We start from the raw sequence: 23,240 nt of genomic DNA, 5'->3' as shown, positions 1-23,240 counted from the left end.
TCCCCCGCTGAACGGTCCCCCGCTGAACGGCCCTTCGTACGGCGGCCCTTCGGCGGCCCTGCGTACGGCGGCGCCCTGTACAAAGGCCCTTCGGCGGCCCTGCGTACCGCGGCGCCGCGCACCATGGGCGCTCCCGGGTGCGCGGCGCCGCGAGCGCGTCACCGTCGCGGTCACGGTGTGACGGAGAAGTTCTCCAGGATCGCCTGCGCCAGCTTCGCGTCGCCCTCGACCTTCACCTGATCCGCCACGGCGTCGGCCCGCACCCGCCCGGCGGCCAGCCGCACGAACGTCTCCCAGTCCAGCGACAGCGTCACCGCGGGACCCAGGGACGGGCTGCCGTCGACCGTGGCCCGGCCGTCCGCGTCGACCCGTACCGTCCGCATGAACTCCTCCGGGCCGCTGACGTCGAAGACGACCGCCGTGTGCTTGGGTGCGCCCGCCTTCTTGGCGACGACCTTCGGCAGCCCGAGAACCATCAGATCGCGCGCGACCGTCGCGCCCCCGGAGTCGAGGTTGCCCGGCTTGCCCAGCGCCCGGCGCAGATCCTGCTCGTGCACCCACACGTCGAACGCCCGCATCCGCAGCTGCTGTTCGAGAGTGATCTTCGAACCGCCCGGCATGATGTCCCGCACCTCGGCGTCCGGCGCCCGCTTCTCGTTGCGCAGCTGGCGGGAGCGGCGGATGATCGTGTACTCCAGCTCGCTCGTCATCTCCAGGCCCGTGTGGTGCCTCCGCACGTCGACCTGGATCTCCATGTGCCGGCTGGGCTCGTCGACGACGTGGCGGAGGTCGCGCGGCAGGGTGTGTATCGGCCTCGGGTCGCCGAGGAGTTCGCACTCCATGCCGATGATGTGGGAGACGACGTCACGGACCGACCACCCGGGGCAGGCGGTGCGCCGGTTCCACTCGCCCTCGGCGAGCGGCCTCACCAGTTCGGATATCGCTTCGATGGACTCGGTCCAGGCGTCGACGTATGGCTGAAGGCTTGGGTGGTCGGTCACGAGACCCCTCGGGCGGTACGGACGTTCGTGTCTTCGGTGCGTTTCGGATGCGTCTCGGGTGCGGCTTCGATTGCGTCTCCGGGTGCGTGCGGTGCTCTCAAGTTACGCTGCACGAGGCCGACACGGCAGTGCTTTCGGGGCACGATGCTAGGCCCATTCGGACCCCTTTTGCGCACCGGCGGTGGTACGGTGCGCGCCTGTTCGGCACGAATGCGGACGGAAGCGCGCACACCGGCCGATTCACCGACCCGATTCGCCCCGGACGCACCCGCGTTCGCCGCCTGCCGGGGCAGCCGCCCGCGGGCGCACGGGAGTTGGGAGAGCGCCCCGCCAAGTCGCCCTCCCGCAGCGCCACTTCGGCGGCCCGCCGACGGCCCTCAGGCCGTCGACCGCCGGGGCCACCTGGTCAAGTCGTGTCAGTCGTGGTTCGTCAGCGCGTCCACGCACACCGCGAGCGACAGCAGCAACGGCACGTCGGCGCCCGGCTGTTCGATGTCGACGGCATACGTGTCGCGTACGCGGAACCACTTGCGCGAGATGCGTGCCTGGCGCACTCCGCCGAGCTCGATGTCGTACTCCTTGTCGAGCACGCTCCCGTGCACCGACAGCGCCGAGCCGTCCGCCAGCAGTGCCCTGAAGCGGTTGCGCAGCAGCGTGAACCGCTTCTTGCGCACCATCGCGAGCCGCTCGCCGTCCCGCTCGATCTGCATCGTCTCCCACAGGCTGACCATCTTCCGCCGGATGACGGCGACGATCTCGCCCTGCACGTCCTTGAGTTCGAAGGTCTGCCGGACCCGCAGCGCCTTGCCGTCGACGAGGAAGGCGTGATCGCCGTGCTCGTCGTCGATCCAGAAGTCGTCGCCGATTCCGAAGATCCGTTCGCGTACGAGATATCTCATGCCCGTAGCCCTTCCCCGGCGGGCCTGCGCCCCACCGTCCGTTCCGTTCGCGAGACACCGGGCGTCGCCGGCGCACAGGGGTCTGAGACGGCGGCGGCCCGCGGCCGTCCGCTCGGGGGCGGAACGTCCGCGGGCCGCCGGCGGTGCCCTGAGCCTGTCAGGCTGGGCCCCGCCCTGTGGCCGGGCCACCCGGACCGGGCCACCGTGACCGGGGGTCGGGCGACCGGGGCGGACGACTCGGCCCAGTGCCTCAGTTGAGGTGGTGACGCTCTTCCTCCACGACCACCGGTGCCGCCGGACGCGGCGGCTGCGTCCTGCGCCGCTTGAAGATGCTGACGTAGACGGAGAGCCCGATCAGCCCGACGGCCATCAGGACGAGCCCCACCACATCGAGGTTCACGACGTCGGTGTTGATGTCGACGGCCAAGGTGAGTATGGCCCCCACGGCCAGCATGCCGATGCAGAAGAGGATGCCCATGGATCCCTTGCCTCCGATTGGCGGTTGTCCTGCCCGTACGGTTCGCGTACGGCTCTCGTACGTCCCCCGGGTGCCCAGGGACGTGGTCGCCAATCAGGACCGGGCGCAACGGGTCGCCTCAACGCGTGTGCGGGCGGCGGGCGTTGGCGCCGCGCCGGCCCGTCAGCCCGTGAGGAAGCCGCTCAGCGCACGCGTCAGCAGGTACGGGTCCTCCACCCCGCACAGCTCGCGCGCCGAGTGCATGGAGAGGATCGCCACACCGACGTCCACGGTCGAAATCCCGTGCCTGGCGGCCGTGATGGGACCGATCGTCGTGCCGCACGGCATCTCGTTGTGCGACACGAACGTCTGCCACGGCACGCCCGCACGCTCGCAGGCCGCCGCGAAGACCGCGCGCCCCGAACCGTCCGTCGCATAGCGCTGGTTGACGTTGACCTTGAGGATCGGGCCGCCGTTGGGCGCCGGCAGATGCCCCGGCTCGTGCCGCTCGGCGTAGTTGGGGTGCACGGCGTGCCCGGTGTCGGAGGAGAGGCAGACGCTTCCCGCGTACGCCCGCGCGCGGTCCTCGTAGCCGCCGCCCCTGGCGAAGACCGAACGCTCCAGCACCGAGCCGAGCAGCGGCCCGTCCGCGCCGGTGTCGGACTGGCTGCCGTTCTCCTCGTGGTCGAAGGCCGCCAGCACGGGGACGGCGGGCAGCCGCTCGCCCCCGTCGGCCGCCGCCGCGGCGTCCGCCAGCGCCACGGCTCCCGCGTGCACGGACAGCAGGTTGTCCATGCGCGGCCCGGCCAGCAGCTCACCGTCGCGGCCGAGATACGCGGGCGGCTCCACGCTGTGCGCCATCAGGTCCCAGCCGGTGACGTCCTCGGCGGGCACGCCCGCCTCCTGCGCGACGAAGCGGATCAGATCGCCCTCGTGGGCCGTGCCGAGGCCCCACACGGGGGTCATGTGCCGCTGCCGGTCCAGCTTGAGCCCCTCGTTGACCTTCCGGTCGAGGTGGATGGCCAGCTGCGGCACCCGCATCAGCGGACGGCCGACGTCCACCAGCCGCGTGGAGCCGTCGCGCAGCGAGAGGCGCCCGGCCAGCCCGAGGTCCCTGTCGAGCCAGGTGTTGAGGAGCGTCCCGCCGTAGATCTCCATGGCGATCTGCCGCCAGCCGCTGCTCCCGGTGTCGGGCACCGGCTTGACGCGCAGGTTCGGGGAGTCGGTGTGCGCCCCGAGGATCCGGTACGGAGTGGCCGGGCCGGCGCCCGCGGGCACGTACCAGGCGATGAGCGCGCCTCCGCGCAGCACGTAGTGGCCGCGCCCGGACGCGGCTCCGCCGTCGCCCGCGCCGCCGCCGGTGCCGTCGCCCGCGGCCTCGTCCCAGGCCTCCGTCTCGTGGAGCTGACGGAAGCCGGCCTTCTCCAGCAACTCCGCAGCGCTGCGCACCGCGTGGTACGGCGTGGGCGAGTCCGTGAGGAAGCCGATGAGGCCGTCGGCGTGGGCCCGGGCCGCGTCCTGCGACGGCGCGGGGCTCTGGGAGCGTGGGGTCATACGGTCAGCATACGAAGGCGGAACGTCCTTCTCCTTCCCTGCCAGGGAGGAGAAGGACGTTCCGCATGGGGGGATTCCGGGGCCCGGTGTCAGAGGCCCCTCCCGGTCCGGAGGCTCCGGCGGATCAGAAGGCCGCCTCGTCGAGCTCCATCAGGGACGAGTCGACCTTCTCCGCGAGCGCGCGCTCGACGGCCACGGACGGCAGCACGTTCGAGGTGAAGAACTTCGCCGCGGCGACCTTGCCCTCGTAGAACGACTTGTCCTTGGCGGAGAGGTTCGCCGAGGCGTCTGCCAGCTTCTCCGCCGCGACCGTCGCGCCGCGCAGCAGCAGGTAGCCGATGACGACGTCGCCGGAGGAGAGAAGGAAGCGCGTGGTGTTGAGGCCGACCTTGTAGATCGACTTCACGTCCTTCTCGGTGGCGGCGAGGTCGGTCAGCATGGCGCCGACCATCGCCTCCAGCTCCACGGCCGCACGGGAGAGCTCCTCGCGGGCCGCGGCCAGCTCCTCGCCGCCCTTCGCCTCGGCCAGGAACTTCTTGATCTCCTCCGAGAGCGTGGTGAGCGCCTGGCCCTGGTCGCGGACGACCTTGCGGAAGAAGAAGTCCTGGCCCTGGATCGCGGTGGTGCCCTCGTAGAGGGTGTCGATCTTGGCGTCCCGGATGTACTGCTCGACCGGGTACTCCTGGAGGTAGCCGGAGCCGCCGAGAGTCTGGAGCGACTGCGCCAGCTGCTCGTACGACTTCTCCGAGCCGTAGCCCTTCACGATCGGCAGGAGCAGGTCGTTGAGGCGCTCGGCCGCGCCCGCGTCCTCGCCCCGGTACTCCTTGACCATGATCTCGTCCTGCACGGACGCGGTGTAGAGCACCAGCGCGCGCATGCCCTCCGCGTAGGCCTTCTGCGTCAGCAGCGAGCGGCGCACGTCGGGGTGGTGGGTGATGGTGACGCGGGGCGCGGTCTTGTCCGTGAACTGCGCGAGGTCGGCGCCCTGCACGCGCTCCTTCGCGTACTCCAGGGCGTTGAGGTAGCCCGTGGAGAGCGTCGCGATGGCCTTCGTGCCGACCATCATCCGCGCGAACTCGATGACCTTGAACATCTGGCGGATGCCGTCGTGCTTCTCGCCGAGCAGCCAGCCCTTGGCGGGGCGGTTGGCGCCGAAGGTCATCTCGCAGGTGTTGGAGACCTTCAGGCCCATCTTGTGCTCGACGTTGGTGGCGTAGACGCCGTTGCGCTCGCCGAGTTCGCCGCTCTCCCAGTCGAAGTCGTACTTCGGCACGAGGAAGAGGGACAGGCCCTTGGTGCCCGGGCCGTGGCCCTCGGGGCGTGCGAGCACGAAGTGCACGATGTTGTCGGAGAGATCGTGCTCACCGGAGGTGATGAAGCGCTTCACGCCCTCGATGTGCCAGCTGCCGTCGTCCTGCTTCACGGCCTTGGTACGGCCGGCGCCGACGTCCGAACCGGCGTCCGGCTCGGTGAGCACCATCGTGGAGCCCCACTGCTTGTCGACCATCAACTGGGCGACCTTCAGCTGCTCTTCGGTGCCCTCCTCGTGGATGACACCGGCGAAGGCCGGGCCCGACGCGTACATCCACACCGCCGGGTTGGAGCCCAGCACGGTCTCGGCGAAGCTCCACAGCAGCGAACGGGGCGCGGTCGTGCCGCCGATCTGCTCGGGGGTGCCCAGCCGCCACCACTCGGCGTCCATGTAGGCCTGGTAGCTCTTCTTGAACGCCGCGGGAACGGGGGCGGTGTTGGTCTCCGGGTCGAAGACCGGCGGATTGCGGTCGGAGTCCTCGTAGGATTGGGCGAGTTCGTTCTCGGCGAGGCGCGCGATCTCGGTCAGCACGCTCTTCGCGGTGTCCACGTCCATCTCCGCGAACGGTCCGGTGCCGTACACCGTGTCGCGGCCGAGTACCTCGAAGAGGTTGAACTCGATGTCGCGGAGATTCGACTTGTAGTGCCCCATGGCAACGGCTCCGTGTGGTCTCACTCGACGGACAGGAAGTCAGGCTGGTTCTGAGGAAAGCAGGTCTTGGCAAGATGATGCTACCCGTCGGTAATAAGAAGCAAGCCCTAACCGCCCATCTGTGACTCGTTACTCTTTCCTTCATGTACGGCTACGACCAGACAGCGTCCGCGGGACAGGGCTACCCGCACGCCGGGCAGCAGTACGGCCACCAGCAGCCCGGGCATCAGCAGTACGCCCAGCAGGCGCCGCCGCCTCCGCACTACGGGCAGCAGCAGGGCCAGCCGGGCAACGGGCAGCCGCTCTACCCCGAGCCGTCGTCGCCGCCCTCGCTCCGTGAGACCGTGCGCGCGTTCACCAACGGCACGATCACCTCGGAGGACTTCCAGTCGATCTTCTCGACGTCGAAGGTCTACTGCCCCCGCGGCGAGACCCCCGGCTTCCTCGCGCTGCACGACACCCAGCAGCCGGTCATCCCGATGTTCACGACGCTCAAGGAGTTGCGCCGCTACGCCGGCAAGGAGTCCCGCTACTTCGTGATCACGGGCGCCGAGGTGCTGGACCTGCTCCCCTCCGGGTACGGCTTCGTGCTGGACATGGAGGGCGAGCACCGGGTGGTCTTCGACGCGAAGGCGGTCGAGGAGATGGTCGACTTCGCGATGCGGCGCATGTACGGCTAGCCGGTGGCCCGGCGGGCCGGCGGCCGTGAGCGGTGCCGGCCCGGCGTACCGGAGGCCGAGTCACGCTTTCACGCTCGCGCTCACGCCCAGGCCGGTGCCGAGACGTTCTCGCGCATCTCGAACCAGATGCTCTTCCCCTCGCCCCTCGGGTCCACTCCCCACGAGCCGGCCAGCATCTCCATCATCATCAACCCCCGCCCCGACGAGGCCAGTTCGCCGGGGGTGCGGCGGTGCGGCAGCGCGTCGCTGGTGTCGGAGACCTCCACTCGCAGCAGCCGCTGCCCCCGCGTACCGCTGCACTCGGCGACCATCACGGCGTCGCCCTCCGTGTGCACCAGCACGTTCGTGAGCATCTCGGAGAGCATCAGCACCGCCCCGTCGATCTGGTCCTTGCTCTCCCAGTCGAAGAGCATGCCCTGAAGCTGGTGCCGCGCCTCCCCGATGCGGTCCGGCTCGGCCTGCGCGACGCTGAACGTCGTACGCCGCGAGACACCGGCCGCGGCCGCCGCCCGCTCCACGGCGTAGGCGGGATCGGGGGTGATCAGCAGCAGCGCGATGTCGTCCTCGCGGCGGTCGGCCAGCGGCCCCGCGGCCTCGCCCGACAGCGGGATCAGTGCCGAGCGGACGAGTGCGTCGGCGAACTTCTCCAGATCCTGCGGTGTGCCCGTGCCCGCGTCGGACTGCTCGCGGAAGACGGCCTGGATGCGGCGCCATCCGGTGTCCAGGGTGTGGCCGCCGACCTCGATCAGCCCGTCCGTGCACGCCAGCAGCGTCTCGCCGGGCTCCAGCACGAGCCGCGTCATCGGGTACTCCGTGTCCGGTTCGATGCCCAGCGGCAGCCCGCCCGCCGTCGCCCTGATCAGCATCGTGCCATCCGCGAGCCAGATCGCCGGGTCGGGGTGCCCGGCGCGGGCGATGTCGAGGGTGCCGGCGACGGGGTCGGCCTCCATGTACAGGCAGGTGGCGAAGCGGTCGTCCTCGAACGGGTCCCTGCCGTACGCCTCACGCCGCTGCTGCGGCTGCTCCTCCGCGCCGCCCGTCATCACCTCGGGCCGGCCGATGCCCGCCAGGTACCGCGAGGCGCGGGCCAGCACCGCGTCCGGGCGGTGCCCCTCGGCCGCGTAGGCGCGAAGCACGATCCGCAGCTGCGCCATGATGCCGGCCGCGCGCACGTCGTGCCCCTGCACGTCGCCGATCACCAGCGCCGTACGGCCCGACGGCAGCGGAATCACGTCGTACCAGTCGCCCCCGACCTCCAGCCCGCCCCCGGAGGGCATGTAGCGGGCGGCCAGCTCCATGCCCTCGATTCCCGGCTTGCGGGTGGGCCTGAGCGTTCGCTGGAGCCCGGAGGAGAGCTGGAGCTCCATCTCGTGCATGGACGTACGGGAGATCGCCTGCGCCACCATCCGCGCGACGTTCGTCAGCAGCGCCCGCCCCTCCGGCGTGAACTCGACGGGCTCGGGAAAGGCCACCATCCACGCCCCGAGGGTGCGCTTGGAGATGGTGAGCGGCAGGAACGCCCAGCCCTTGTTGCCGATCGGCTCGACCTGCGGCCAGGCGGCGGGGAACTCCCGCTGGTAGTCCTCGGGAGCGGGCAGATAGAACGGGCGCCCTGTCCGCACCACCACCGCGGCCGGGTGGTCGGCCTCCACGGACATCTCCATGAACGGAAGCAGGTGCTGCGGCACCGGCCGCTGCGCCACGGGTCCCACGAGGATCAGCCTGCCGCGTTCGAGGCTCCACACCGAGAGCGCGCGGGTCCTGAACCCGGGGATCACCAGCGAGCTCCCGATCCGCAGCACCTCCGCGGTGGTGCGGGCTTCGGCGAGCGTGCGGCCGGTGTGCAGCAGGAACGCCTCACGGCTCTGGAGCTGGCTGTCCTCGGAGCGCTCCTCCTCGGCCGAGGTCTCCGGCACCTTCGCGACGGTGCCGATGAGGGAGAGCGCGCCCTCCTCCTCCACGGGGATCATCCGGGCGCGCACCCTGCGCACCACGTCCCCGTCCTCGTCGACGATGCGCAGCTCCACCTCGACCAGGGTCCACTCGGACAGGGCGAGGGTGGCGGTGGTGGTCAGCTCCACGTAGTCGGAGAAGTGGATGCGGGAGCGGATCGAGGGCTCCGCCAGGGTCATGGTCTCGTCCCGGCGTCCGGCGTCGGAGGCGGCGTCGGAATCAGGACCGGAGCCGATGCCGGAATCGGGACCGGAGCCGATGCCGGAATCGGGACCCGCATCCGGACCGGAACCGGTCGCACCGCCGGGCCCGTCCCCCGGCCCGTCCGCCGGCTCCCGAGGGGTCTGTGAACCGGGGCCGGCCACGGTCAGGGGCCGTTCCCCCTCGTCGTCCGCGCGGCCCCGCCTGAAGGGGACGCCGAGGAGCTGTGCCGTGACCACGTCTACGGTCGAGGCACCGGTCGCGCTGTCCCACCGCCACAGCCCGATTCGGGTGGCCTTCAGCACGTCCTCGGTGTGCATTGTCCTACTTTATGTGCGTTCGAGAATCCGGGGCGAGCGGGGCTGACCCAGGCGGTAGTCTGAAGGGCCGACTTCCCCCATGGCCTCCGGCATGGGGGTGCCCCAGGTAACTGGCCCAATGCTGCCCACCCGACGACTGGATGACTGATGCACCGGTACCGTTCCCACACCTGCGGCGAGCTCCGTGCCCCGGACGTCGGCACCGATGTCCGGCTCAGTGGCTGGCTGCACAATCGGCGGAACCTGGGCGGCATCCTCTTCCTCGATCTCCGTGACCACTACGGCATCGTGCAGCTCGTCGTGCGCCCCGAGCAGACCGCCGTGCACGAGCGCCTCAGCTCGCTGTCGAAGGAGTCGGTCGTACGGGTCGACGGCAGGGTCAGCGCGCGCGGCACCGACAACGTCAACCCCGAACTGCCCACGGGCGAGATCGAGGTGGAGGTCGCCGAGGTCGAAGTGCTCGGCGCCTCCGAGCAGATCCCCTTCACGATCAACGCCGACGACGGGGTCAACGAGGAGAGGCGACTCGAATACCGCTTCCTCGACCTGCGCCGCGAGCGCATGCACCGCAACATCGTGCTGCGCTCGCAGGTCATCGCGAAGATCCGCGAGAAGATGGTCGCCCAGGGCTTCAACGAGCTTGCCACGCCGATCCTTTCGGCCACCTCCCCGGAGGGCGCCCGCGACTTCCTCGTACCGTCGCGGCTGCACGCCGGCAAGTTCTACGCGCTGCCGCAGGCGCCGCAGATGTTCAAGCAGCTGCTGATGGTCGCGGGCTTCGACCGCTACTTCCAGATCGCGCCCTGCTTCCGCGACGAGGACGCCCGCGCCGACCGCTCGCCCGGCGAGTTCTACCAGCTCGACATGGAGATGAGCTTCGTCGAGCAGGAGGACGTCTTCGAGGTCATCGAGAAGGTGATGACGGAGCTGTTCCAGGAGCTGGGCGGCGGCCGCACCTGCACCTCGCCGTTCCCGCGCATCCCGTTCCGCGAGGCGATGCTCAAGTACGGCTCGGACAAGCCGGATCTGCGCGCGCAGCTCGAACTCGTCGACGTCTCCGACGTCTTCAAGGACTCCGGCTTCAAGGCCTTCGCGGGCAAGCACGTGCGGGCGCTCGCGGTGCCCGGCACGGCCGGACAGCCGCGCAGGTTCTTCGACGAGATGGGCGACTTCGCCGCCGAGCAGGGCGCGAAGGGCCTGGCCTGGGTGCGCGTCGGCGAGGACCGTACGCTCACCGGGCCGATCGCGAAGTTCCTCGACGACAGCGACGTCGCGCAGCTGCTGACGACGCTGGAGGCGGAGCCGGGCACGGCCGTCTTCTTCGGGGCCGGGGAGTTCGACGAGGTCTCGAAGATCATGGGCGCGGTCCGCGTCGAAGCCGCGAAGCGCACCGGCCACTTCGAGGAGGGCGTCTTCCGCTTCTGCTGGATCGTGGACTTCCCGATGTACGAGAGGGACGAGGAGACCGGCGCCGTCGAGTTCTCCCACAACCCGTTCTCCATGCCGCAGGGCGGTCTCGAAGCGCTCCAGACGCAGGACCCGCTGGACATCCTGGCCTGGCAGTACGACATCGTCTGCAACGGCCTGGAGCTCTCCTCGGGCGCGATCCGTAACCACGAACCGGACATCATGTTCAAGGCGTTCGAGATCGCGGGCTACTCGAAGGACGACGTCGAGCAGGGCTTCGGCGGCATGCTGCGCGCCTTCCGCTTCGGCGCGCCGCCACACGGCGGCATCGCACCGGGCGTCGACCGCATCGTGATGCTGCTCGCGGACGAGCCCAACATCCGCGAGACGATCGCCTTCCCGCTCAACGGCAACGCGCAGGACCTGCTGATGGGCGCCCCCAGCGAGGTCGACGAGTCCCGCCTGAAGGAGCTGCACCTGTCGGTGCGCAAGCCGAAGCTTTAGCCCTGCCGGGGGCGTGAGTACCGGCGAGGGCCGAGTCGCCGGGTGCGGCGGCGTGGGGGGCGCGTTCCGTCACCGCCCACTCGGCCACTTCGCCGTTGTTCCAGCGCTAATGCGGCGCTAAAATGCATGCATGCCTACGGTGCAGATCAGAAACCTCGACGACAACGCCTACGCCATACTGCGTCGGCGTGCGGCCGAGTCCGGCCGGTCGCTCCAGGAGTACCTGAGAGTCACGCTGGAGCGGGAAGCGCAGCGGCAGTCCGTGGAGGAGGTACTTGGTGCCGTTCGTGCGGACCTGACGAGCACGGTCTCCATGGACGCGATCGTCGAAGCCCTGCGCGAAGGACGCGAGGGTGGGGGCGAATGATCGTCGTCGACGCTTCCATGCTGGCTTCCGCACTCGTTGACGCAGGGCCGGTCGGCAAGGCCTCTGCTGCCAGACTGTTCGGCGAGCAGCTCACCGCGCCGTCCTTGATCGATTACGAGGTGCTGAGCACACTCCGCGGTCTCGTGCTCGGGCGCAAACTGCCCTCAGAGGACGCGGAGCGTGCTCTGCGGGCGCTTCCCGCGCTGCCCGTCGAGCGTGCGTCGTGCGAGCGTCTGCTGCCCAGGATCTGGGAGTTGAGGGCGAACTACTCCGCTTACGACGCCTCGTACGTCGCCCTCGCGGAGAAGCTGAACGTGCCGTTGGTGACGGGTGACGCGAAGCTCAAGCGCGGCAGCGGTGCGCGCTGCGTGATCGAACTCGTCGGGTAGCCCCCTCAGGTGGGCCGACCAAGGGGCCGGCCCACCTGACGTACAGGCTGCTTCTTCAGTTCTCCAGGCGTGGGAAGAGTGCCGCGCCCTTCGTGATCGTGGTGCCCGCGGGGAGCCGGCCCCAGTGTGCCGCGTCGGCGACGCGCTGCTCGGGGAGCGAGCCGAGGTGGGGCTCCGCGCCCAGTGAGGCCCACAGCTTCTCCGAGGACTCCGGCATCACCGGGTTCAGCAGCACCGCGCAGGCGCGCAGCGACTCGGCCGCCGTGTAGAGGATCGTCGCGAGCCGTGCACGAGCCTCCGGTGTCTCGTCCTTGGCGACCTTCCAGGGCTCCTGCTCCGTCAGATAGCCGTTGACCTGCTTGATGAAGTCGAAGACCGCGGCGATGCCGCCGGAGAAGTCCAGCTCGTCGCCGATGCGTTCGTCGGCCGTCGCGACCGCGTGCGCCAGTCCGTCGACGACGGCCTGCTCCGCGTCGCCGGCCGCGGTCGCCTCCGGGAGCGTGCCGCCGAAGTACTTGCCGACCATGGCCGCGACGCGGGACGCCAGGTTGCCGTAGTCGTTGGCCAGTTCGCTGGTGTAGCGGGCGGAGAAGTCCTCCCACGAGAACGAGCCGTCCTGCCCGAAGGCGATGGCGCGCATGAAGTACCAGCGGTACGCGTCGACTCCGAAGTGCTCGGTGAGCTGCCGCGGTGAGATGCCCGTCAGGTTCGACTTGGACATCTTCTCGCCGCCGACCATCAGCCAGCCGTTCGCGACGATCTTGCCGGGCAGCGGCAGCCCGTTGGCCATCAGCATCGCCGGCCAGATCACCGTGTGGAAGCGGAGGATGTCCTTGCCCACGAGGTGCACGTCCGCGGGGAAGGTGCGCTCGAAGCGCTCCTGGTCCGCGCCGTAGCCCACCGCCGTGGCGTAGTTGAGCAGCGCGTCGATCCAGACGTAGATGACGTGCTTGTCGTCCCAGGGCACCTTGACGCCCCAGTCGAAGGTCGAGCGCGAGATCGACAGGTCCTCCAGGCCCTGCCGCACGAAGTTCACGATCTCGTTCCGCGCGGACTCGGGCTGGATGAACTCGGGGTGGCGCTCGTAGTGCTCCAGCAGCTTCGGGCCGTACTCGGAGAGCTTGAAGAAGTAGTTCTCCTCCTGGAGCATCTCCACCGGCGTGCGGTGGATCGGGCACAGCTTCTGGCCCTCGAACTCTCCCTCGCCGTCGAGGAGTTCGCCGTAGGTCTTGTACTCCTCGCAGCCCACGCAGTACGGGCCCTCGTAGCCGCCCTGGTAGATCTCGCCCTTGTCGTACAGGTCCTGGACGAACTCGCGGACGCGCTCCGTGTGCCGCTTCTCCGTCGTACGGATGAAGTCGTCGTTGCGGATGTCGAGATGCTCCCAGAGGGGCTTCCACGCCTCCTCGACGAGCTTGTCGCACCACTCCTGCGGGGAGACCCCGTTCGCCTCGGCGGTGCGCATGATCTTCTGACCGTGCTCGTCCGTGCCGGTGAGGTACCACACCTTCTCGCCGCGCTGACGGTGCCAGCGCGTGAGCACGTCGCCTGCGACGGTCGTATAGGCGTGGCCCAGGTGGGGAGCGTCGTTGACGTAGTAAATGGGGGTCGTGACGTAGTACGCCTTCGACCCCGTCTGCTCTGATCCAGTGGCCGCCATGGTCGAAATCCTAACGGTCCGCGGGGGCCTCTTTCCTTCCGATAACCCTGTGTGACCGCAGAGGTGCGGACGCCCTCTGTTGACGCCCCTCGCGAGCCTCTGCATGCTTGCGCGCGTACCGCATCGGCGCGGTACGGGGGTTACGGGGACCGGACCACATGGAGGCCGCCATCCGTCGCGTGATCGCTCCGCTTTCCGGTGTCGTGGTGGCCGCCGCACTCGTGGCTGGCGCCCTGCTGGCCGTCGGCTCCGGCTCCGGCTCCGGTTCGCAGCCGGCGCGGTCGTCGGGCGGCACGTACGCCGTCGGCCAGTTCAACATGGCCGGCGGTACGACCGAGCACGGCGGCAAGCACAACGAGGCCCCCGACGCGCTCGCCGAGGAGATCAAGGACCGCAGGCCGCTGTCCGTCACGATGCAGGAGAGCTGCCGCGACTGGGACGAGCGCCTGAAGGAGCGGCTGCCGGGCTACACCGTGCTCTTCAGTCCCGTACGGAACCTCGAGGTCGATCCGGGAACCCCCGCGCGCTGCCACCACCCCACGGACTTCGGCAACACGATCGTCTTCCGCAAGGGACTCGGCTTCGACCGGGACGACACCGACGTGCACCAGCTGGGCTCCACCGACGGCGACGAGTACCGCGAGATGGTCTGCGTCCGCTCCGAGCCCCGAAAGCTCGTCGTCTGCTCCGCGCATCTCACGACCGGCGAGGGCAAGTACCTCGCGAGCCGCGAGCGGGAGGTGAAGAAGGTGCAGCGGGTGCTGGCCGGGTACGGCGACGACGGCTACACCGTCCTGTTCGGCGGGGACGTCAACGACCTTCCGCTCTCCGGAGTCCTGGACCACCTCTACGCCCGCGGCTACGGGCACGGAGCGCGCGGCGCCTTCAAGGAGGCCGCGAGCCCCTGCGGGAACGCGGTGAAGCCCGAGCGCCGGTCCGCGGAGCTGCCACGCAGCCGGTACGCGCCCTGCCGCTCCGGGGAGCCGACGCACAGCAAGGGGAAGCTCGACTACATCTTCGTCTCGCCGTCCGTGCGCGTCGAGTCCAGCGGTCTGAACTTCTCCGAGCACTCGGACCACAAGCAGCTGTGGGCGCGGATCCGTCTCGGCAAGGGAGCGCGCGGCTGAGCCGGACGGTCCGGACGGCTCCGACGGTCCTGTTGCGCCGGGTGCGCCTGTTGCGCCGGGTGTCCGAGGGGCCGGCCGCGGCAGTGCTGTGGGTGGAACGGTGGTACGGAGCTCGTACACCGAACCTTCACGCCGATGGTGCGCGGAGCCGGGCCGCAGGGCGGTACGTGCGCGTCGGAGGGCGCCGGGACGGACGTACGAGCGGGACCCGGCCGCGGCACCGGCGCCCACGTCCGCTGTCGCCAACTTCCCTGCGCACAGCGGAATATGGCAGTCCGTTTGGCTGCGGAGCCCGTGCCGCGGGAGGCGGCGAGGCCGGCTCCCCGCGGTGCGCGCGCAGCGCAAGTGGCAGTCGCTGCCGGGCCGTCAGGGTGCGGTCGCAATTCGAAAGATGGAGTGAGGATCGGAAGGAGAAGGTTTCCTGGAGTGGCCGCGTGGCCTCGCGAGATGTTCTGATCTTCCGACCTCCGATGTTGTTCGTCGGGGGTCAACTTCCCGCTCGTTGATTGGAACTTCCATGCGTGACATGACGCCTCAGATCGAGACTGCCGAGATCTCCGACGCCGACCTCGACAGCGTGTCGGGCGGCGTGAACGCCGGCCTCGGCGGCGACCTCTCCGCCGGCCTCGACGGCGTTGCCGGCAGCGTGGCCGGCGGCGTCGACGGCGTGGGTGGCGTCGCGGGCAGCGTCAGCGGCAGCGCCCCCGCCCTCGGCGGCGGCCTCCCGGGCGTCAGCGACGTCACCGGCCTCGTTGGCTGAGCACCTTCGCTTCCAGGGGCCCCGGTCGTATGCGGTGCATACGGGCCGGGGCCTTTGCCGTGCCCGGCCGGAGCGTGAAGTCCGGTGCTGTGCCCGGAATGTGGAGACGCGGGGTCCGTAACCCCGTGACCCCTGTGACTCCCGTGATCCGGCTGTGACTCCCGTGATCCGGCGTGCCACGTGCGCCGATTCCGCTTCACGGAGCGGCGGTCGGGCGCCCGTCCATGCGGAATCAGGTGACGAATCCGAAGATCACGTGAGGATGATGAGGGAGACGGGTGTGACGAGTGGCAGAGCGGTCCGCCGGGATGGTCTGATCCCCGGACTGCCGGTATGGCCCGGACACACGTTCCGTTTCACCGGCTTCACGTCCCCCGCTTGTTGATTGGAACTCTCATGCGCGACATGGCACCTCAGATCGAGACCGCCGAGATCTCCGACGCCGACCTGGACGGCGTCTCCGGCGGTGTGGGCGCCTCCCTCCCCGGCGGGCTCGCCGGCGTCGACGTCACCCCCACCGCGGGCGGTGTCGCGGCCAGCGTGAGCAGCGGCGCCCCCGGCCTCGGCGGCGTCAACGGCACCCTGAACGCCGGCGTTCCGCACGTCGAGAACGCCACCGGCATCGTCGGCTGACCGTCTGGCCTTCTAGACCAGCACAGGGCCCCGGACGCCGCGTGACGCGCGGCTCCGGGGCCCTCGTCATGCGTTGAGCCGTGGGAGCCGGGGGTGGACGCGGGCCAACGCGCGCCTGGGGGCGGCATGTTCAAGGCAAGGGCAAGGGCAAGGGCAAGTACGAGGACGAGGCCGAGGCCGAGGGCGCGTTCGTGCACCGGGCCCCGTCACGCCGTTGGGAACGCGCCGTTCAGGGGCACGCTTCGCGGCGACACCTTGCGGTGGGAGATCCGCCAGCCGTCCGGCGTGCGTACGACGGTGTCGTCGTACGAGACGGAACCGCACGAGCCGTCGGCCTTGACGCCCAGCCCCTTCGAGCGGACCCGCACCTGCCCGTCCGCCGCACCGGTCACGACGACGTTGGTGACGTGGTGCGCGACGGGATTGGCGGCGCCCAGGGCGAGGGCCGCTTCCCGGACGGCGGCCACACCCGCCAGCCGGCCCTGGCCGAAGCCGGTCAGGTCGTAGACGACGTCCGGAGTGAACACCTCGTCCAGCCGGTCGAGGCTTCCGTCGTCGACGAGGTGGCCGTGCGACGAGATCAACTCGGCGACGGCGATGCGGTCTTCGAGAGCCAGTGACACAAGTGTCCTCTCCGGCCCGGCGGTTGGACCGCGGCAGGCCGACTGTCGGTTCCGGTCCTCGATCCTGCCAGGCGGACGTCTTGAACTCGGCCACTAGTCTCAGATAAGACTAGTCTCACTCAGCACTAGATAGCCATCGCCACTACTGCGTCGAGGAGAAGCCATTGAGTTCGGGTTCGGGTTCGGGTTCGCGGGCGACTCCCGGGGGCGACGCGGTCGTCGGCTGGGTCCGCGCGACCCTCGAACTGGCTCTTCTCGCTGCTCTCACCGAAGGCGACCGGCACGGCTACGCGCTCGCACAGCACCTGGGCGACCACGACTTCGGACCGGTCCGCGGGGGCTCCCTGTATCCCGTGCTCAGCCGCCTGGAGGCGGAAGGCGCCGTCCGGTCCTTCTGGCAGGCGGGCGAGGGCGGCCCGGGGCGAAAGGTGTACGCGCTGACCGAGGCGGGCGAGGCCAAGTTGGCTGCCGACCGCGCTCGTTGGCGCGATTTCACGACGGTGCTCGACCGGATTCTCAAGACCTCAAGAGGGGAAGAGCGATGACCGATGCGGACTTCGAGGCGTGGGTGATGACCACCCGGATCGCGCTCGCCAAGGAAGGCGTCAACCACCACGTCGCGGACCCTCTCCTGGAGGACGTCAAGGCGCGCTGCGCCGAGTCCGGCCGTAGCCCCGAGGAGATATTCGGCTCGCCCCGCGAGTTCGCCGCCGTCACCGCGGCGGAACAGCCCGCCGAGACGATGGAGAAGCGCGACACGCACGGCCTGACGGCGACCGACCACATCACGGGGGCACCGTTCGTCCTGGTCTTGCAGGTGCTCGTCGTCGGAGTCCTCTGGTCGCTGCTGACCTGGACTTTCAGCTTCGACTTCACACCGGCCTCACTCACGGGGTCCGTACTGACCGGGCTGTGCCTGATGATCCTCTACGGCGCACCCGACGGCCTGCGATCCGCCGGCCATCCGCGGCTGGTGCCATGGGCGTTCGGCCTCGCCGGGCTGCTCGTGCTGCTCGCCGCCACCGCGTTCACGACACTGCCCCGCACCCACCTCGTCACCGTCCCGCTGTGGGCGATCGTCCTGACGTGTCTGGCGCTGCTCGCCTTTCAGCTGCGGGGGAGCAAGCCACCACGACCCTCCGGGTCCGAGAACGATCCGGCCGACACGGAGGCATGGCTGCGCAGGCTCACCAGAGTCCTGGTCGGCCGCTATGACCTGCCGCCTGCGCGCGCCCGTGAGCTGGCCGAGGAGGCACGCGGTCATCTCGACGTCTCGGCCAGTACGCCCACGCAGGAGTTCGGGCCGCTCGACGAGTACGCCAAGAATCTCGCGGAACCCGAGGCGGTGCGATGTCCACCGTGGTGGCACACCACCGCGGGTGGCATCGCGACAGCCGCGACGAGCGCCACCGTCTTCCTGTCCGCGTACGTGTACTGGCTCAACGAAGGCTACTTCTGGGCCGCTTATCTTCTGGCCCTGCCGTACGGCCTGCTGCGCGCGGCCGGGACGGTCATGAAGACCGGGCGTCTGCTCCGCGAACGCCGCCAGGGGGACCGGCCGGAACGTGATCCGGACCCTGCGTGACGGTGGAGGGCCCGGCTGTCCGCTTGTCCACGGCCACGGCCACGGCCACAGCCGGGCTCGCGAACCGTGCGCCGTGCCCGACGCCAGCACGAGGCGCAGCACGTTCGGGTGAAGCGCTGCCGTCCCGGCCCGCGGCGCCGGCGGCGGACCTACGGTGACGGGGCAGGTGACATCATCGCCCGCACCCCGCGAGGAAGCGCATGCCTCTCACATCGAAGAGCCTCCCCGAGTACTGGGACACGTACAAGCCGCACAAGGGGGACGGGGCGCCGTCGGCCCCCGCCGTCGACTCCTTCGAGTGGACGCAGTATCCGGGGCACGGCCCCGGAGCGGCCCTGCTCGGACGGCCGCGCACCGCCCTGGAGTTGGGCTCGGCCGAGGGGAGGGAGGCGGTCTTCCTCGCGCGCACGGGAGTCCGGGTCACGGCGCTCGACCTGTCGCCCGCGCAGACCGCCCGTGCCCGCCTGTGGTGGGAGGGCACCCCCGGGCTCTCCTTCGTCAACGCGGAGGCCTGCGAATATCTCTCCGCCACGGACGAGACGTACGACGCGGTCTACTCCCGCTGGGGAGCCGTCTGGTTCACCGACCCGGAGAGACTGATCCCGCTGATCAGCCGCAGGCTCAACCCCGGTGGTGTGCTGGCGCTTTCGCAGGCGGAGCCCATCGAGGGCTTCTACGGTCCGCAGGCGATGTACGGCAACGGCCTCAGCGGGCGCCGGCTTCCCGTGCTGCGCTGGTCGTACTCCCCGGAGATGTGGACGGACCTGCTCAAGCGCAGCGGGCTCACGGAGATCGACGCCTCGGTCCTGCCCGCCCCGGATCCCGACAACGTAGGCACGCTGATGGTCCGGGCGGAGGCCGGTACGGCCCCGAGGACGACGCCGAAGACGACGCCGAAGTCGGCCCCGAAGTCGGCCCCGAAGCGGCGTCGCTGAACGCCCCGAACCATGACGGAACGGAAGGTTCACGGGAACTGCCGGGCCCGTGAACGGCGTCCGTTCCGTCATGGAACCGAGCGAGGGCCGTGAAGAGAGTGAAGAGCGTGAGGGGACGGTCGCAGCCGCTGCCGGTTGCCTGATCGCGGCTCTCGCGACGGCGACCGGTTTCGGAGTGTGGCTGCACGGCGCGCGACCCGGGCTCCACCTGGGCGTCGAGGACCCGGTCGACTTCAGCCTGCTGTACGTCGAACTCCCCTGCATGCTGGCCGGGTTCCCCCTGCTCACCCTGCTCACGTGGTCCCTGAGCCGCGCGGTGCTGCGCGGCCGCGGCGGACGCGGCCCGCGTCGCGTCGTCAAGGGCGCCGTGGTGGTGCTCACGCTGTCGCTGCTGTCGTGGACGTGCACCGTGTGGCTCGACCACCGCATCGACCAGATCCGCTCCTCCCCGTGCGCCGGCCCGCCGTGCTGAGGGTTGGTGGCGGCGTCCGGACGTGCGATGACGTGCGAGGCGTACACAGCTGACCGCCCGCGTGACCGCGTCTAGTGACCGCCCGTGTGACCGTCCGCGCCCGCTTGCCGGGATTCACCTCCGGTTCATGCCCGTGTCGTCTGCCGGCGGCGCCGCGCGCCTAGCGTCGGCGCGCTGCCGTAGGTACGGAGATCCGGAGGAGATCATGCGCAAGCTGCTGACGGTGCTGGGTTCGCATCCGGGCGGCAGGTCGGCCATGACCTGCCGCTACCGGTGCGGTGACGCCTGCTTTCACGAGGCGCCCAACACCAGCGCCAACGAGTACGCCGGTGACGTCATCGCCCGTGCGCTCTCACGCCGGTCCGTGCTGCGCGCCGGAGCCGTCGCCGGGGTGGTGGTGGCGGCGACCGGTGCGGGTGCGTGCAGCGCCGGCGCCGACCCCGCAGGTGCGCTCTCATCCGGTGACCCGGACAAGGCGAAAGGCAAGCCCGCGAAGGGGCTGCGCTACACGCCCGTGAAGCCGAACACCGACGACAAGGTGACCGTTCCCGAGGGGTACGAGCAGAGCGTCGTGATCCGCTGGGGCGAGCCGATCCTGCGCGGGGCGCCCGACTTCGACCCCGAGAAGCAGTCGGCGAAGGCCCAGGAGGGCCAGTTCGGCTACAACAACGACTTCCTCTCGTTGCTCCCGCTGGACGGGAGGAAGGGCGGGCAAGAGGGCGGCGGCAGGCGGCAGTTGCTGGTCGCGAACCACGAATACACCGACGAGAACCTGATGTTCGCGGGGTACGACGCCGACGACCCGACCCGCGAGCAGGCCGAGATCGCCTGGGCCGCGCACGGGCTCTCCGTCGTGGTCGTCGAGGCGGAGAAGGGCTCGGGCGCGCTGCGGCCCGTGCCGCGGCACCGGCTCAACCGCCGCGTCACCGCCACCACGGCCTTCGAGGTGACCGGCCCGGCCGCGGGCAGCAAGTGGCTGCGCACGTCGGCCGACCCGGACGGCAGGAGGATCCTCGGCACGCTCAACAACTGCTCGGGCGGCACCACTCCGTGGGGCACGACGCTGCACGGCGAGGAGAACATCGACCAGTACTTCGCCAACACCGCGAAGGTGAAGGACGACGAGCACCGCAAACGGCTGGAGCGCTACGCCCTCAAGGGCACCGACACGGAGCGCAAGTGGGAGCGCTTCGACGACCGTTTCGACGTCACGAAGGAGCCGTACGAGCCGCACCGCTTCGGCTGGGTCGTCGAACTCGACCCGTACGACCCGGAGTCCGCGCCCCGCAAGCGCACCGCGCTCGGCCGCTTCAAGCACGAGGCGGCGCAGCCGCGGCTGACGGACGACGGCCGCGCGGTGGTCTACATGGGCGACGACGAACGCTTCGAGTACCTCTACAAGTTCGTCTCGTCGAAGCGGATGCGGCGCGGCGGCGGCCGGGCCGACCACGAGCACAACATGACGCTGCTCGACCACGGCACGCTCTACGTCGCGAAGCTGACCGGCGACAGCCCCGAGGACGACATCGACGGCTCCGGCGAACTCCCCTCCGACGACCACGAGTTCGACGGCCGCGGCAGGTGGATCCCGCTCGCCACGGGCGACGAGTCGCACGTGGACGGCATGACCGCGGAAGAGGTCTACGTCTTCACCCGCATCGCCGGGGACAAGGCCGGCGCCACCAAGATGGACCGTCCCGAGGACGTCGAGCCCAGCCCGCGCACCGGACGCGTCTACGCCGCCCTCACCAACAACACCGACCGCGGCGCCTCCGGCAAGGCCGGCCCCGACGAGGCCAACCCGCGCAAGAACAACAAGCACGGCCAGATACTGGAGTTCGCGGAGAAGGGCGACGACCCCGCCGGGCGGCACTTCACCTGGCGGCTGTTCCTGGTGTGCGGCGACCCGGACGACCCCGGCACGTACTTCGGCGGCTTCCCGAAGGACCAGGTCAGCCCCATCTCCTGCCCCGACAACGTCGCCTTCGACGACTACGGCAATCTGTGGATCTCCACGGACGACGCCCAACTCGGCTTCCACGACGGCCTGTTCGGCGTGGCCACGACGGGACGGCGGCGCGGCGAGGTGCGGCAGTTCCTGACGATGCCGGTCGGCGCCGAGACGTGCGGCCCGATCGTGCAGGACCGGCGCGTGCTGGTCTCGGTGCAGCACCCGGGCGAGGAGGACGGAGCGAGCGTCGAGAAGCCCGCGTCCCAGTGGCCGGACGGCCCGGACTCCTACGTACGGCCCGCCGTGGTCGGCGTCTGGCGCAAGGACGGCGGCGACATCGGCGTCTGACCGGCCGGTGCGGGCGCGCGGGCGCGCGGGCTCACCTGCGCCACCGTCACGGGACCCGTGTGGTCGACTGCTGGACGTCAGCGGCGGTCGTCGCACGGCAGCGTGCGGGCGTAGTGGAGCGGAGCGCGTCGGATGTGGCTCGCGTGGGTGGTTCTGGTCGTCTCGGGGGTCCTGGAGACCGTGTGGGCCGGTGCGCTCCAGGCGTCCGGGACCTTCCACAGGCTGTGCCCTTCGCTGCTCTTCTTGTTTGCGCTGGCGAGCAGCATCGCCGGGCTGTCGTACGCGGTGGGCCACATTCCGCTGGGGACCGCGTACGGGGTGTGGGTGGGCGTCGGGATCCTCGGCACGGCCGCGTACGGAATGGCGGCGCTCGGCGACCCGGTCACGGTCGCACGGGTGCTGTGCCTGCTGCTGATCGTCGCGGGCACGGTGGGACTGCGGGTGCTGCACTGAGCGCGTCGTCCCGGCGGTCGTGCGAGATCTTCCGGTTCGGCGGGTTACCGGCCGCGGGGCAGGGCACCCACCGATCGGCGGGGCTTCCGCAAGGGTTGCCCGAGCGCCCAGATGCACGTACACGCGTATGTACGTGATTCGCACCGAGCCCGAGCACCATCGAGCAGAAAGGCGGCCGCCCTGTGTCTGCACCACCCCTGCGCCAGAATCTGCGCTTCGACGCCGACGGCGTGGAGATCTACGGCTATCTCGCCCTCCCCGAGGGCGGTACCGGACCCGGAGTCGTCGTCATCCAGGAGTGGTGGGGGCTGACGGATCAGATCGCCGATGTGACTGACCAGTTCGCCGCCGCGGGTTTCGTGGCGCTCGCGCCCGACCTGTACGGCGGCCGTACGACCCACGACAGCGACGACGCGGCACGGCTCGCCTCGGAGCTGCCGATGAACGTCGCGGTCCGCGAACTCGCGGGCGCCGTCGACTACTTGCTCGCACACGACGCCGTGCGCGGCGACGCCGTGGGCGCGGTGGGCTTCTGCATGGGCGGCGGCTTCGTCCTCGCGCTGGCCGCGGAGGCGGGAGAGAAGATCGCCGCGGCCGTTCCGTACTACGGCGTGGCGAGCGACGACGAGGTGGACTTCTCCCGCGTACGGGCCGATGTCCTGGGCCACTACGGCGAGTTGGACGAGAACGCCACGCCCGCCCGTGCCGAGGAGATCGCCGCCCGCATCCGCGCGGAGTCCGGGGCGGACGTGACCATCGAGCTGTACGAGGCGGGTCACGCCTTCGCCAACGAGGAGAACCACCTGGGGACTTACGACCCCGAGGCGACCCGGATCGCGTGGCAGCGCACCCTCGGCTTCCTGCGGGAACGGCTGCCGGGCTGAGCGTGCGCCGGACGGGCCGGGCTCAGGTCCCGGACCGGAACTGAGCCCGCCTCGGCCGGACGGATGCCGGACGGATGCAGGACGCGTGGCGGACAGATGCCCGGGCGGATGCCG

At 70.3% G+C, this 23,240-nt stretch carries 22 protein-coding genes; 14 read left to right on the top strand and 8 right to left on the bottom strand.

The genetic code is table 11. From position 1 onward, the window contains the following. Positions 1–170: 170 nt before the first annotated feature. The 5 genes from HCC61_RS25720 to HCC61_RS25700 all read right to left on the bottom strand — a co-directional run bounded on the left by HCC61_RS25720 (position 171) and on the right by HCC61_RS25700 (position 5,874). On the bottom strand, positions 171–1,001 hold the full coding sequence (locus HCC61_RS25720) for a maleylpyruvate isomerase family mycothiol-dependent enzyme (RefSeq protein WP_169139387.1): 831 nt from the start codon (positions 999–1,001) through the stop codon (positions 171–173). A gap of 416 nt (positions 1,002–1,417) precedes the next feature. After that, positions 1,418–1,900 carry an LURP-one-related family protein gene (locus tag HCC61_RS25715; RefSeq protein ID WP_169139385.1) on the bottom strand — a complete coding sequence of 161 codons (483 nt, stop codon included), beginning with the start codon at positions 1,898–1,900 and terminating at the stop codon, positions 1,418–1,420. Between the two features lie 250 nt (positions 1,901–2,150). Next, positions 2,151–2,378: a hypothetical protein gene (locus HCC61_RS25710; protein ID WP_169139383.1), complete on the bottom strand. Its 228-nt coding sequence runs from the start codon at positions 2,376–2,378 to the stop codon at positions 2,151–2,153. 162 nt (positions 2,379–2,540) lie between these two features. Then, positions 2,541–3,911, bottom strand: coding sequence for a M18 family aminopeptidase (locus HCC61_RS25705; RefSeq protein ID WP_169139381.1), 1,371 nt, complete (start codon positions 3,909–3,911; stop codon positions 2,541–2,543). A 124-nt stretch (positions 3,912–4,035) separates the two neighbouring features. Next, the gene (locus tag HCC61_RS25700; RefSeq protein ID WP_169139380.1) at positions 4,036–5,874 is read right to left on the bottom strand and encodes an acyl-CoA dehydrogenase; all 1,839 of its coding nucleotides are present in this window, start codon (positions 5,872–5,874) and stop codon (positions 4,036–4,038) included. Positions 5,875–6,017: 143 nt separating this feature from the next. On the opposite strand from HCC61_RS25700, the gene HCC61_RS25695 reads away from it, so the two are divergent. Beyond that, positions 6,018–6,554, top strand: a complete 537-nt coding sequence (locus HCC61_RS25695; protein ID WP_169139378.1) for an SseB family protein — start codon at positions 6,018–6,020, stop codon at positions 6,552–6,554. Between the two features lie 80 nt (positions 6,555–6,634). Here HCC61_RS25695 and HCC61_RS25690 read toward each other — a convergent pair whose 3' ends face one another. Next, on the bottom strand, positions 6,635–9,028 hold the full coding sequence (locus HCC61_RS25690; protein WP_169139376.1) for a SpoIIE family protein phosphatase: 2,394 nt from the start codon (positions 9,026–9,028) through the stop codon (positions 6,635–6,637). A 147-nt stretch (positions 9,029–9,175) separates the two neighbouring features. On the opposite strand from HCC61_RS25690, the gene aspS reads away from it, so the two are divergent. The 3 genes from aspS to HCC61_RS25675 all read left to right on the top strand — a co-directional run bounded on the left by aspS (position 9,176) and on the right by HCC61_RS25675 (position 11,695). Further along, a complete protein-coding gene (gene aspS, locus HCC61_RS25685; RefSeq protein WP_169139374.1) occupies positions 9,176–10,939 on the top strand; it encodes an aspartate--tRNA ligase in 1,764 nt (587 codons plus the stop codon). A gap of 130 nt (positions 10,940–11,069) precedes the next feature. Next, positions 11,070–11,306, top strand: coding sequence for a hypothetical protein (locus tag HCC61_RS25680; protein ID WP_169139372.1), 237 nt, complete (start codon positions 11,070–11,072; stop codon positions 11,304–11,306). Next, a complete protein-coding gene (locus HCC61_RS25675; RefSeq protein ID WP_169139370.1) occupies positions 11,303–11,695 on the top strand; it encodes a type II toxin-antitoxin system VapC family toxin in 393 nt (130 codons plus the stop codon). The genes HCC61_RS25680 and HCC61_RS25675 overlap by 4 nt, the downstream gene beginning before the upstream one ends. A gap of 55 nt (positions 11,696–11,750) precedes the next feature. Here the strand turns inward: HCC61_RS25675 and metG are convergent, their stop codons facing one another. Next, complete coding sequence (gene metG / locus HCC61_RS25670; RefSeq protein ID WP_169139368.1) at positions 11,751–13,355, bottom strand: methionine--tRNA ligase; 1,605 nt, start codon at positions 13,353–13,355, stop codon at positions 11,751–11,753. Positions 13,356–13,513: 158 nt separating this feature from the next. Here metG and HCC61_RS25665 point away from each other — a divergent pair, with 158 nt between their 5' ends. The 3 genes from HCC61_RS25665 to HCC61_RS25655 all read left to right on the top strand — a co-directional run bounded on the left by HCC61_RS25665 (position 13,514) and on the right by HCC61_RS25655 (position 15,875). Then, complete coding sequence (locus tag HCC61_RS25665) at positions 13,514–14,482, top strand: endonuclease/exonuclease/phosphatase family protein (protein ID WP_169139366.1); 969 nt, start codon at positions 13,514–13,516, stop codon at positions 14,480–14,482. A gap of 526 nt (positions 14,483–15,008) precedes the next feature. Then, the gene (locus HCC61_RS25660; protein ID WP_240969288.1) at positions 15,009–15,242 is read left to right on the top strand and encodes a type A2 lantipeptide; all 234 of its coding nucleotides are present in this window, start codon (positions 15,009–15,011) and stop codon (positions 15,240–15,242) included. Between the two features lie 405 nt (positions 15,243–15,647). After that, entirely contained in the window at positions 15,648–15,875 is a 228-nt protein-coding gene (locus HCC61_RS25655; protein ID WP_206323011.1) for a type A2 lantipeptide, read from the top strand. Positions 15,876–16,081: 206 nt separating this feature from the next. Here the strand turns inward: HCC61_RS25655 and HCC61_RS25650 are convergent, their stop codons facing one another. After that, positions 16,082–16,498 (bottom strand): nuclear transport factor 2 family protein, encoded by a 417-nt coding sequence (locus HCC61_RS25650; protein ID WP_169139360.1) that lies wholly within the window; start codon positions 16,496–16,498, stop codon positions 16,082–16,084. A gap of 164 nt (positions 16,499–16,662) precedes the next feature. Between HCC61_RS25650 and HCC61_RS25645 the strand changes: the two genes are divergently transcribed. The 7 genes from HCC61_RS25645 to HCC61_RS25615 all read left to right on the top strand — a co-directional run bounded on the left by HCC61_RS25645 (position 16,663) and on the right by HCC61_RS25615 (position 23,126). After that, positions 16,663–17,043, top strand: coding sequence for a PadR family transcriptional regulator (locus HCC61_RS25645; RefSeq protein ID WP_169139358.1), 381 nt, complete (start codon positions 16,663–16,665; stop codon positions 17,041–17,043). Then, a complete protein-coding gene (locus HCC61_RS25640) occupies positions 17,040–18,083 on the top strand; it encodes a hypothetical protein (RefSeq protein ID WP_169139356.1) in 1,044 nt (347 codons plus the stop codon). Before HCC61_RS25645 ends, HCC61_RS25640 begins: the two co-directional genes overlap by 4 nt. A 200-nt stretch (positions 18,084–18,283) precedes the next feature. Beyond that, positions 18,284–19,018 carry a class I SAM-dependent methyltransferase gene (locus HCC61_RS25635; RefSeq protein WP_169139354.1) on the top strand — a complete coding sequence of 245 codons (735 nt, stop codon included), beginning with the start codon at positions 18,284–18,286 and terminating at the stop codon, positions 19,016–19,018. 70 nt (positions 19,019–19,088) lie between these two features. Beyond that, complete coding sequence (locus tag HCC61_RS25630) at positions 19,089–19,490, top strand: hypothetical protein (protein WP_169139352.1); 402 nt, start codon at positions 19,089–19,091, stop codon at positions 19,488–19,490. Positions 19,491–19,695: 205 nt separating this feature from the next. Further along, positions 19,696–21,789, top strand: coding sequence for a PhoX family phosphatase (locus HCC61_RS25625; protein ID WP_169139350.1), 2,094 nt, complete (start codon positions 19,696–19,698; stop codon positions 21,787–21,789). A 132-nt stretch (positions 21,790–21,921) separates the two neighbouring features. Further along, a complete protein-coding gene (locus tag HCC61_RS25620; protein WP_169139348.1) occupies positions 21,922–22,242 on the top strand; it encodes a multidrug efflux SMR transporter in 321 nt (106 codons plus the stop codon). 182 nt (positions 22,243–22,424) lie between these two features. Next, the gene (locus HCC61_RS25615) at positions 22,425–23,126 is read left to right on the top strand and encodes a dienelactone hydrolase family protein (RefSeq protein ID WP_169139346.1); all 702 of its coding nucleotides are present in this window, start codon (positions 22,425–22,427) and stop codon (positions 23,124–23,126) included. Positions 23,127–23,240 lie beyond the last annotated feature (114 nt).

It is taken from the genome of Streptomyces sp. HNM0575 (genome assembly GCF_012726265.1).
Classification (GTDB): domain Bacteria; phylum Actinomycetota; class Actinomycetes; order Streptomycetales; family Streptomycetaceae; genus Streptomyces.
The sequence above is the reverse complement of the archived record's forward strand: the minus strand, read 5'-3'. Positions and strand labels throughout refer to the sequence as shown.

Bases quoted from the DNA above. Each gene is read 5' to 3' on its own strand.
- HCC61_RS25695 (WP_169139378.1), top strand. From the start codon at position 6,018: ATGTACGGCTACGACCAGACAGCGTCCGCGGGACAGGGCTACCCGCAC.
- metG (WP_169139368.1), bottom strand. From the start codon at position 13,355: ATGGCGGCCACTGGATCAGAGCAGACGGGGTCGAAGGCGTACTACGTC.
- HCC61_RS25680 (WP_169139372.1), top strand. From the start codon at position 11,070: ATGCCTACGGTGCAGATCAGAAACCTCGACGACAACGCCTACGCCATA.
- HCC61_RS25640 (WP_169139356.1), top strand. From the start codon at position 17,040: ATGACCGATGCGGACTTCGAGGCGTGGGTGATGACCACCCGGATCGCG.
- HCC61_RS25660 (WP_240969288.1), top strand. From the start codon at position 15,009: ATGACGCCTCAGATCGAGACTGCCGAGATCTCCGACGCCGACCTCGAC.
- HCC61_RS25710 (WP_169139383.1), bottom strand. From the start codon at position 2,378: ATGGGCATCCTCTTCTGCATCGGCATGCTGGCCGTGGGGGCCATACTC.
- HCC61_RS25700 (WP_169139380.1), bottom strand. From the start codon at position 5,874: ATGGGGCACTACAAGTCGAATCTCCGCGACATCGAGTTCAACCTCTTC.
- HCC61_RS25675 (WP_169139370.1), top strand. From the start codon at position 11,303: ATGATCGTCGTCGACGCTTCCATGCTGGCTTCCGCACTCGTTGACGCA.
- HCC61_RS25690 (WP_169139376.1), bottom strand. From the start codon at position 9,028: ATGCACACCGAGGACGTGCTGAAGGCCACCCGAATCGGGCTGTGGCGG.
- HCC61_RS25655 (WP_206323011.1), top strand. From the start codon at position 15,648: ATGGCACCTCAGATCGAGACCGCCGAGATCTCCGACGCCGACCTGGAC.
- HCC61_RS25705 (WP_169139381.1), bottom strand. From the start codon at position 3,911: ATGACCCCACGCTCCCAGAGCCCCGCGCCGTCGCAGGACGCGGCCCGG.
- HCC61_RS25625 (WP_169139350.1), top strand. From the start codon at position 19,696: ATGCGCAAGCTGCTGACGGTGCTGGGTTCGCATCCGGGCGGCAGGTCG.
- aspS (WP_169139374.1), top strand. From the start codon at position 9,176: ATGCACCGGTACCGTTCCCACACCTGCGGCGAGCTCCGTGCCCCGGAC.
- HCC61_RS25665 (WP_169139366.1), top strand. From the start codon at position 13,514: ATGGAGGCCGCCATCCGTCGCGTGATCGCTCCGCTTTCCGGTGTCGTG.
- HCC61_RS25635 (WP_169139354.1), top strand. From the start codon at position 18,284: ATGCCTCTCACATCGAAGAGCCTCCCCGAGTACTGGGACACGTACAAG.
- HCC61_RS25620 (WP_169139348.1), top strand. From the start codon at position 21,922: ATGTGGCTCGCGTGGGTGGTTCTGGTCGTCTCGGGGGTCCTGGAGACC.
- HCC61_RS25715 (WP_169139385.1), bottom strand. From the start codon at position 1,900: ATGAGATATCTCGTACGCGAACGGATCTTCGGAATCGGCGACGACTTC.
- HCC61_RS25630 (WP_169139352.1), top strand. From the start codon at position 19,089: ATGGAACCGAGCGAGGGCCGTGAAGAGAGTGAAGAGCGTGAGGGGACG.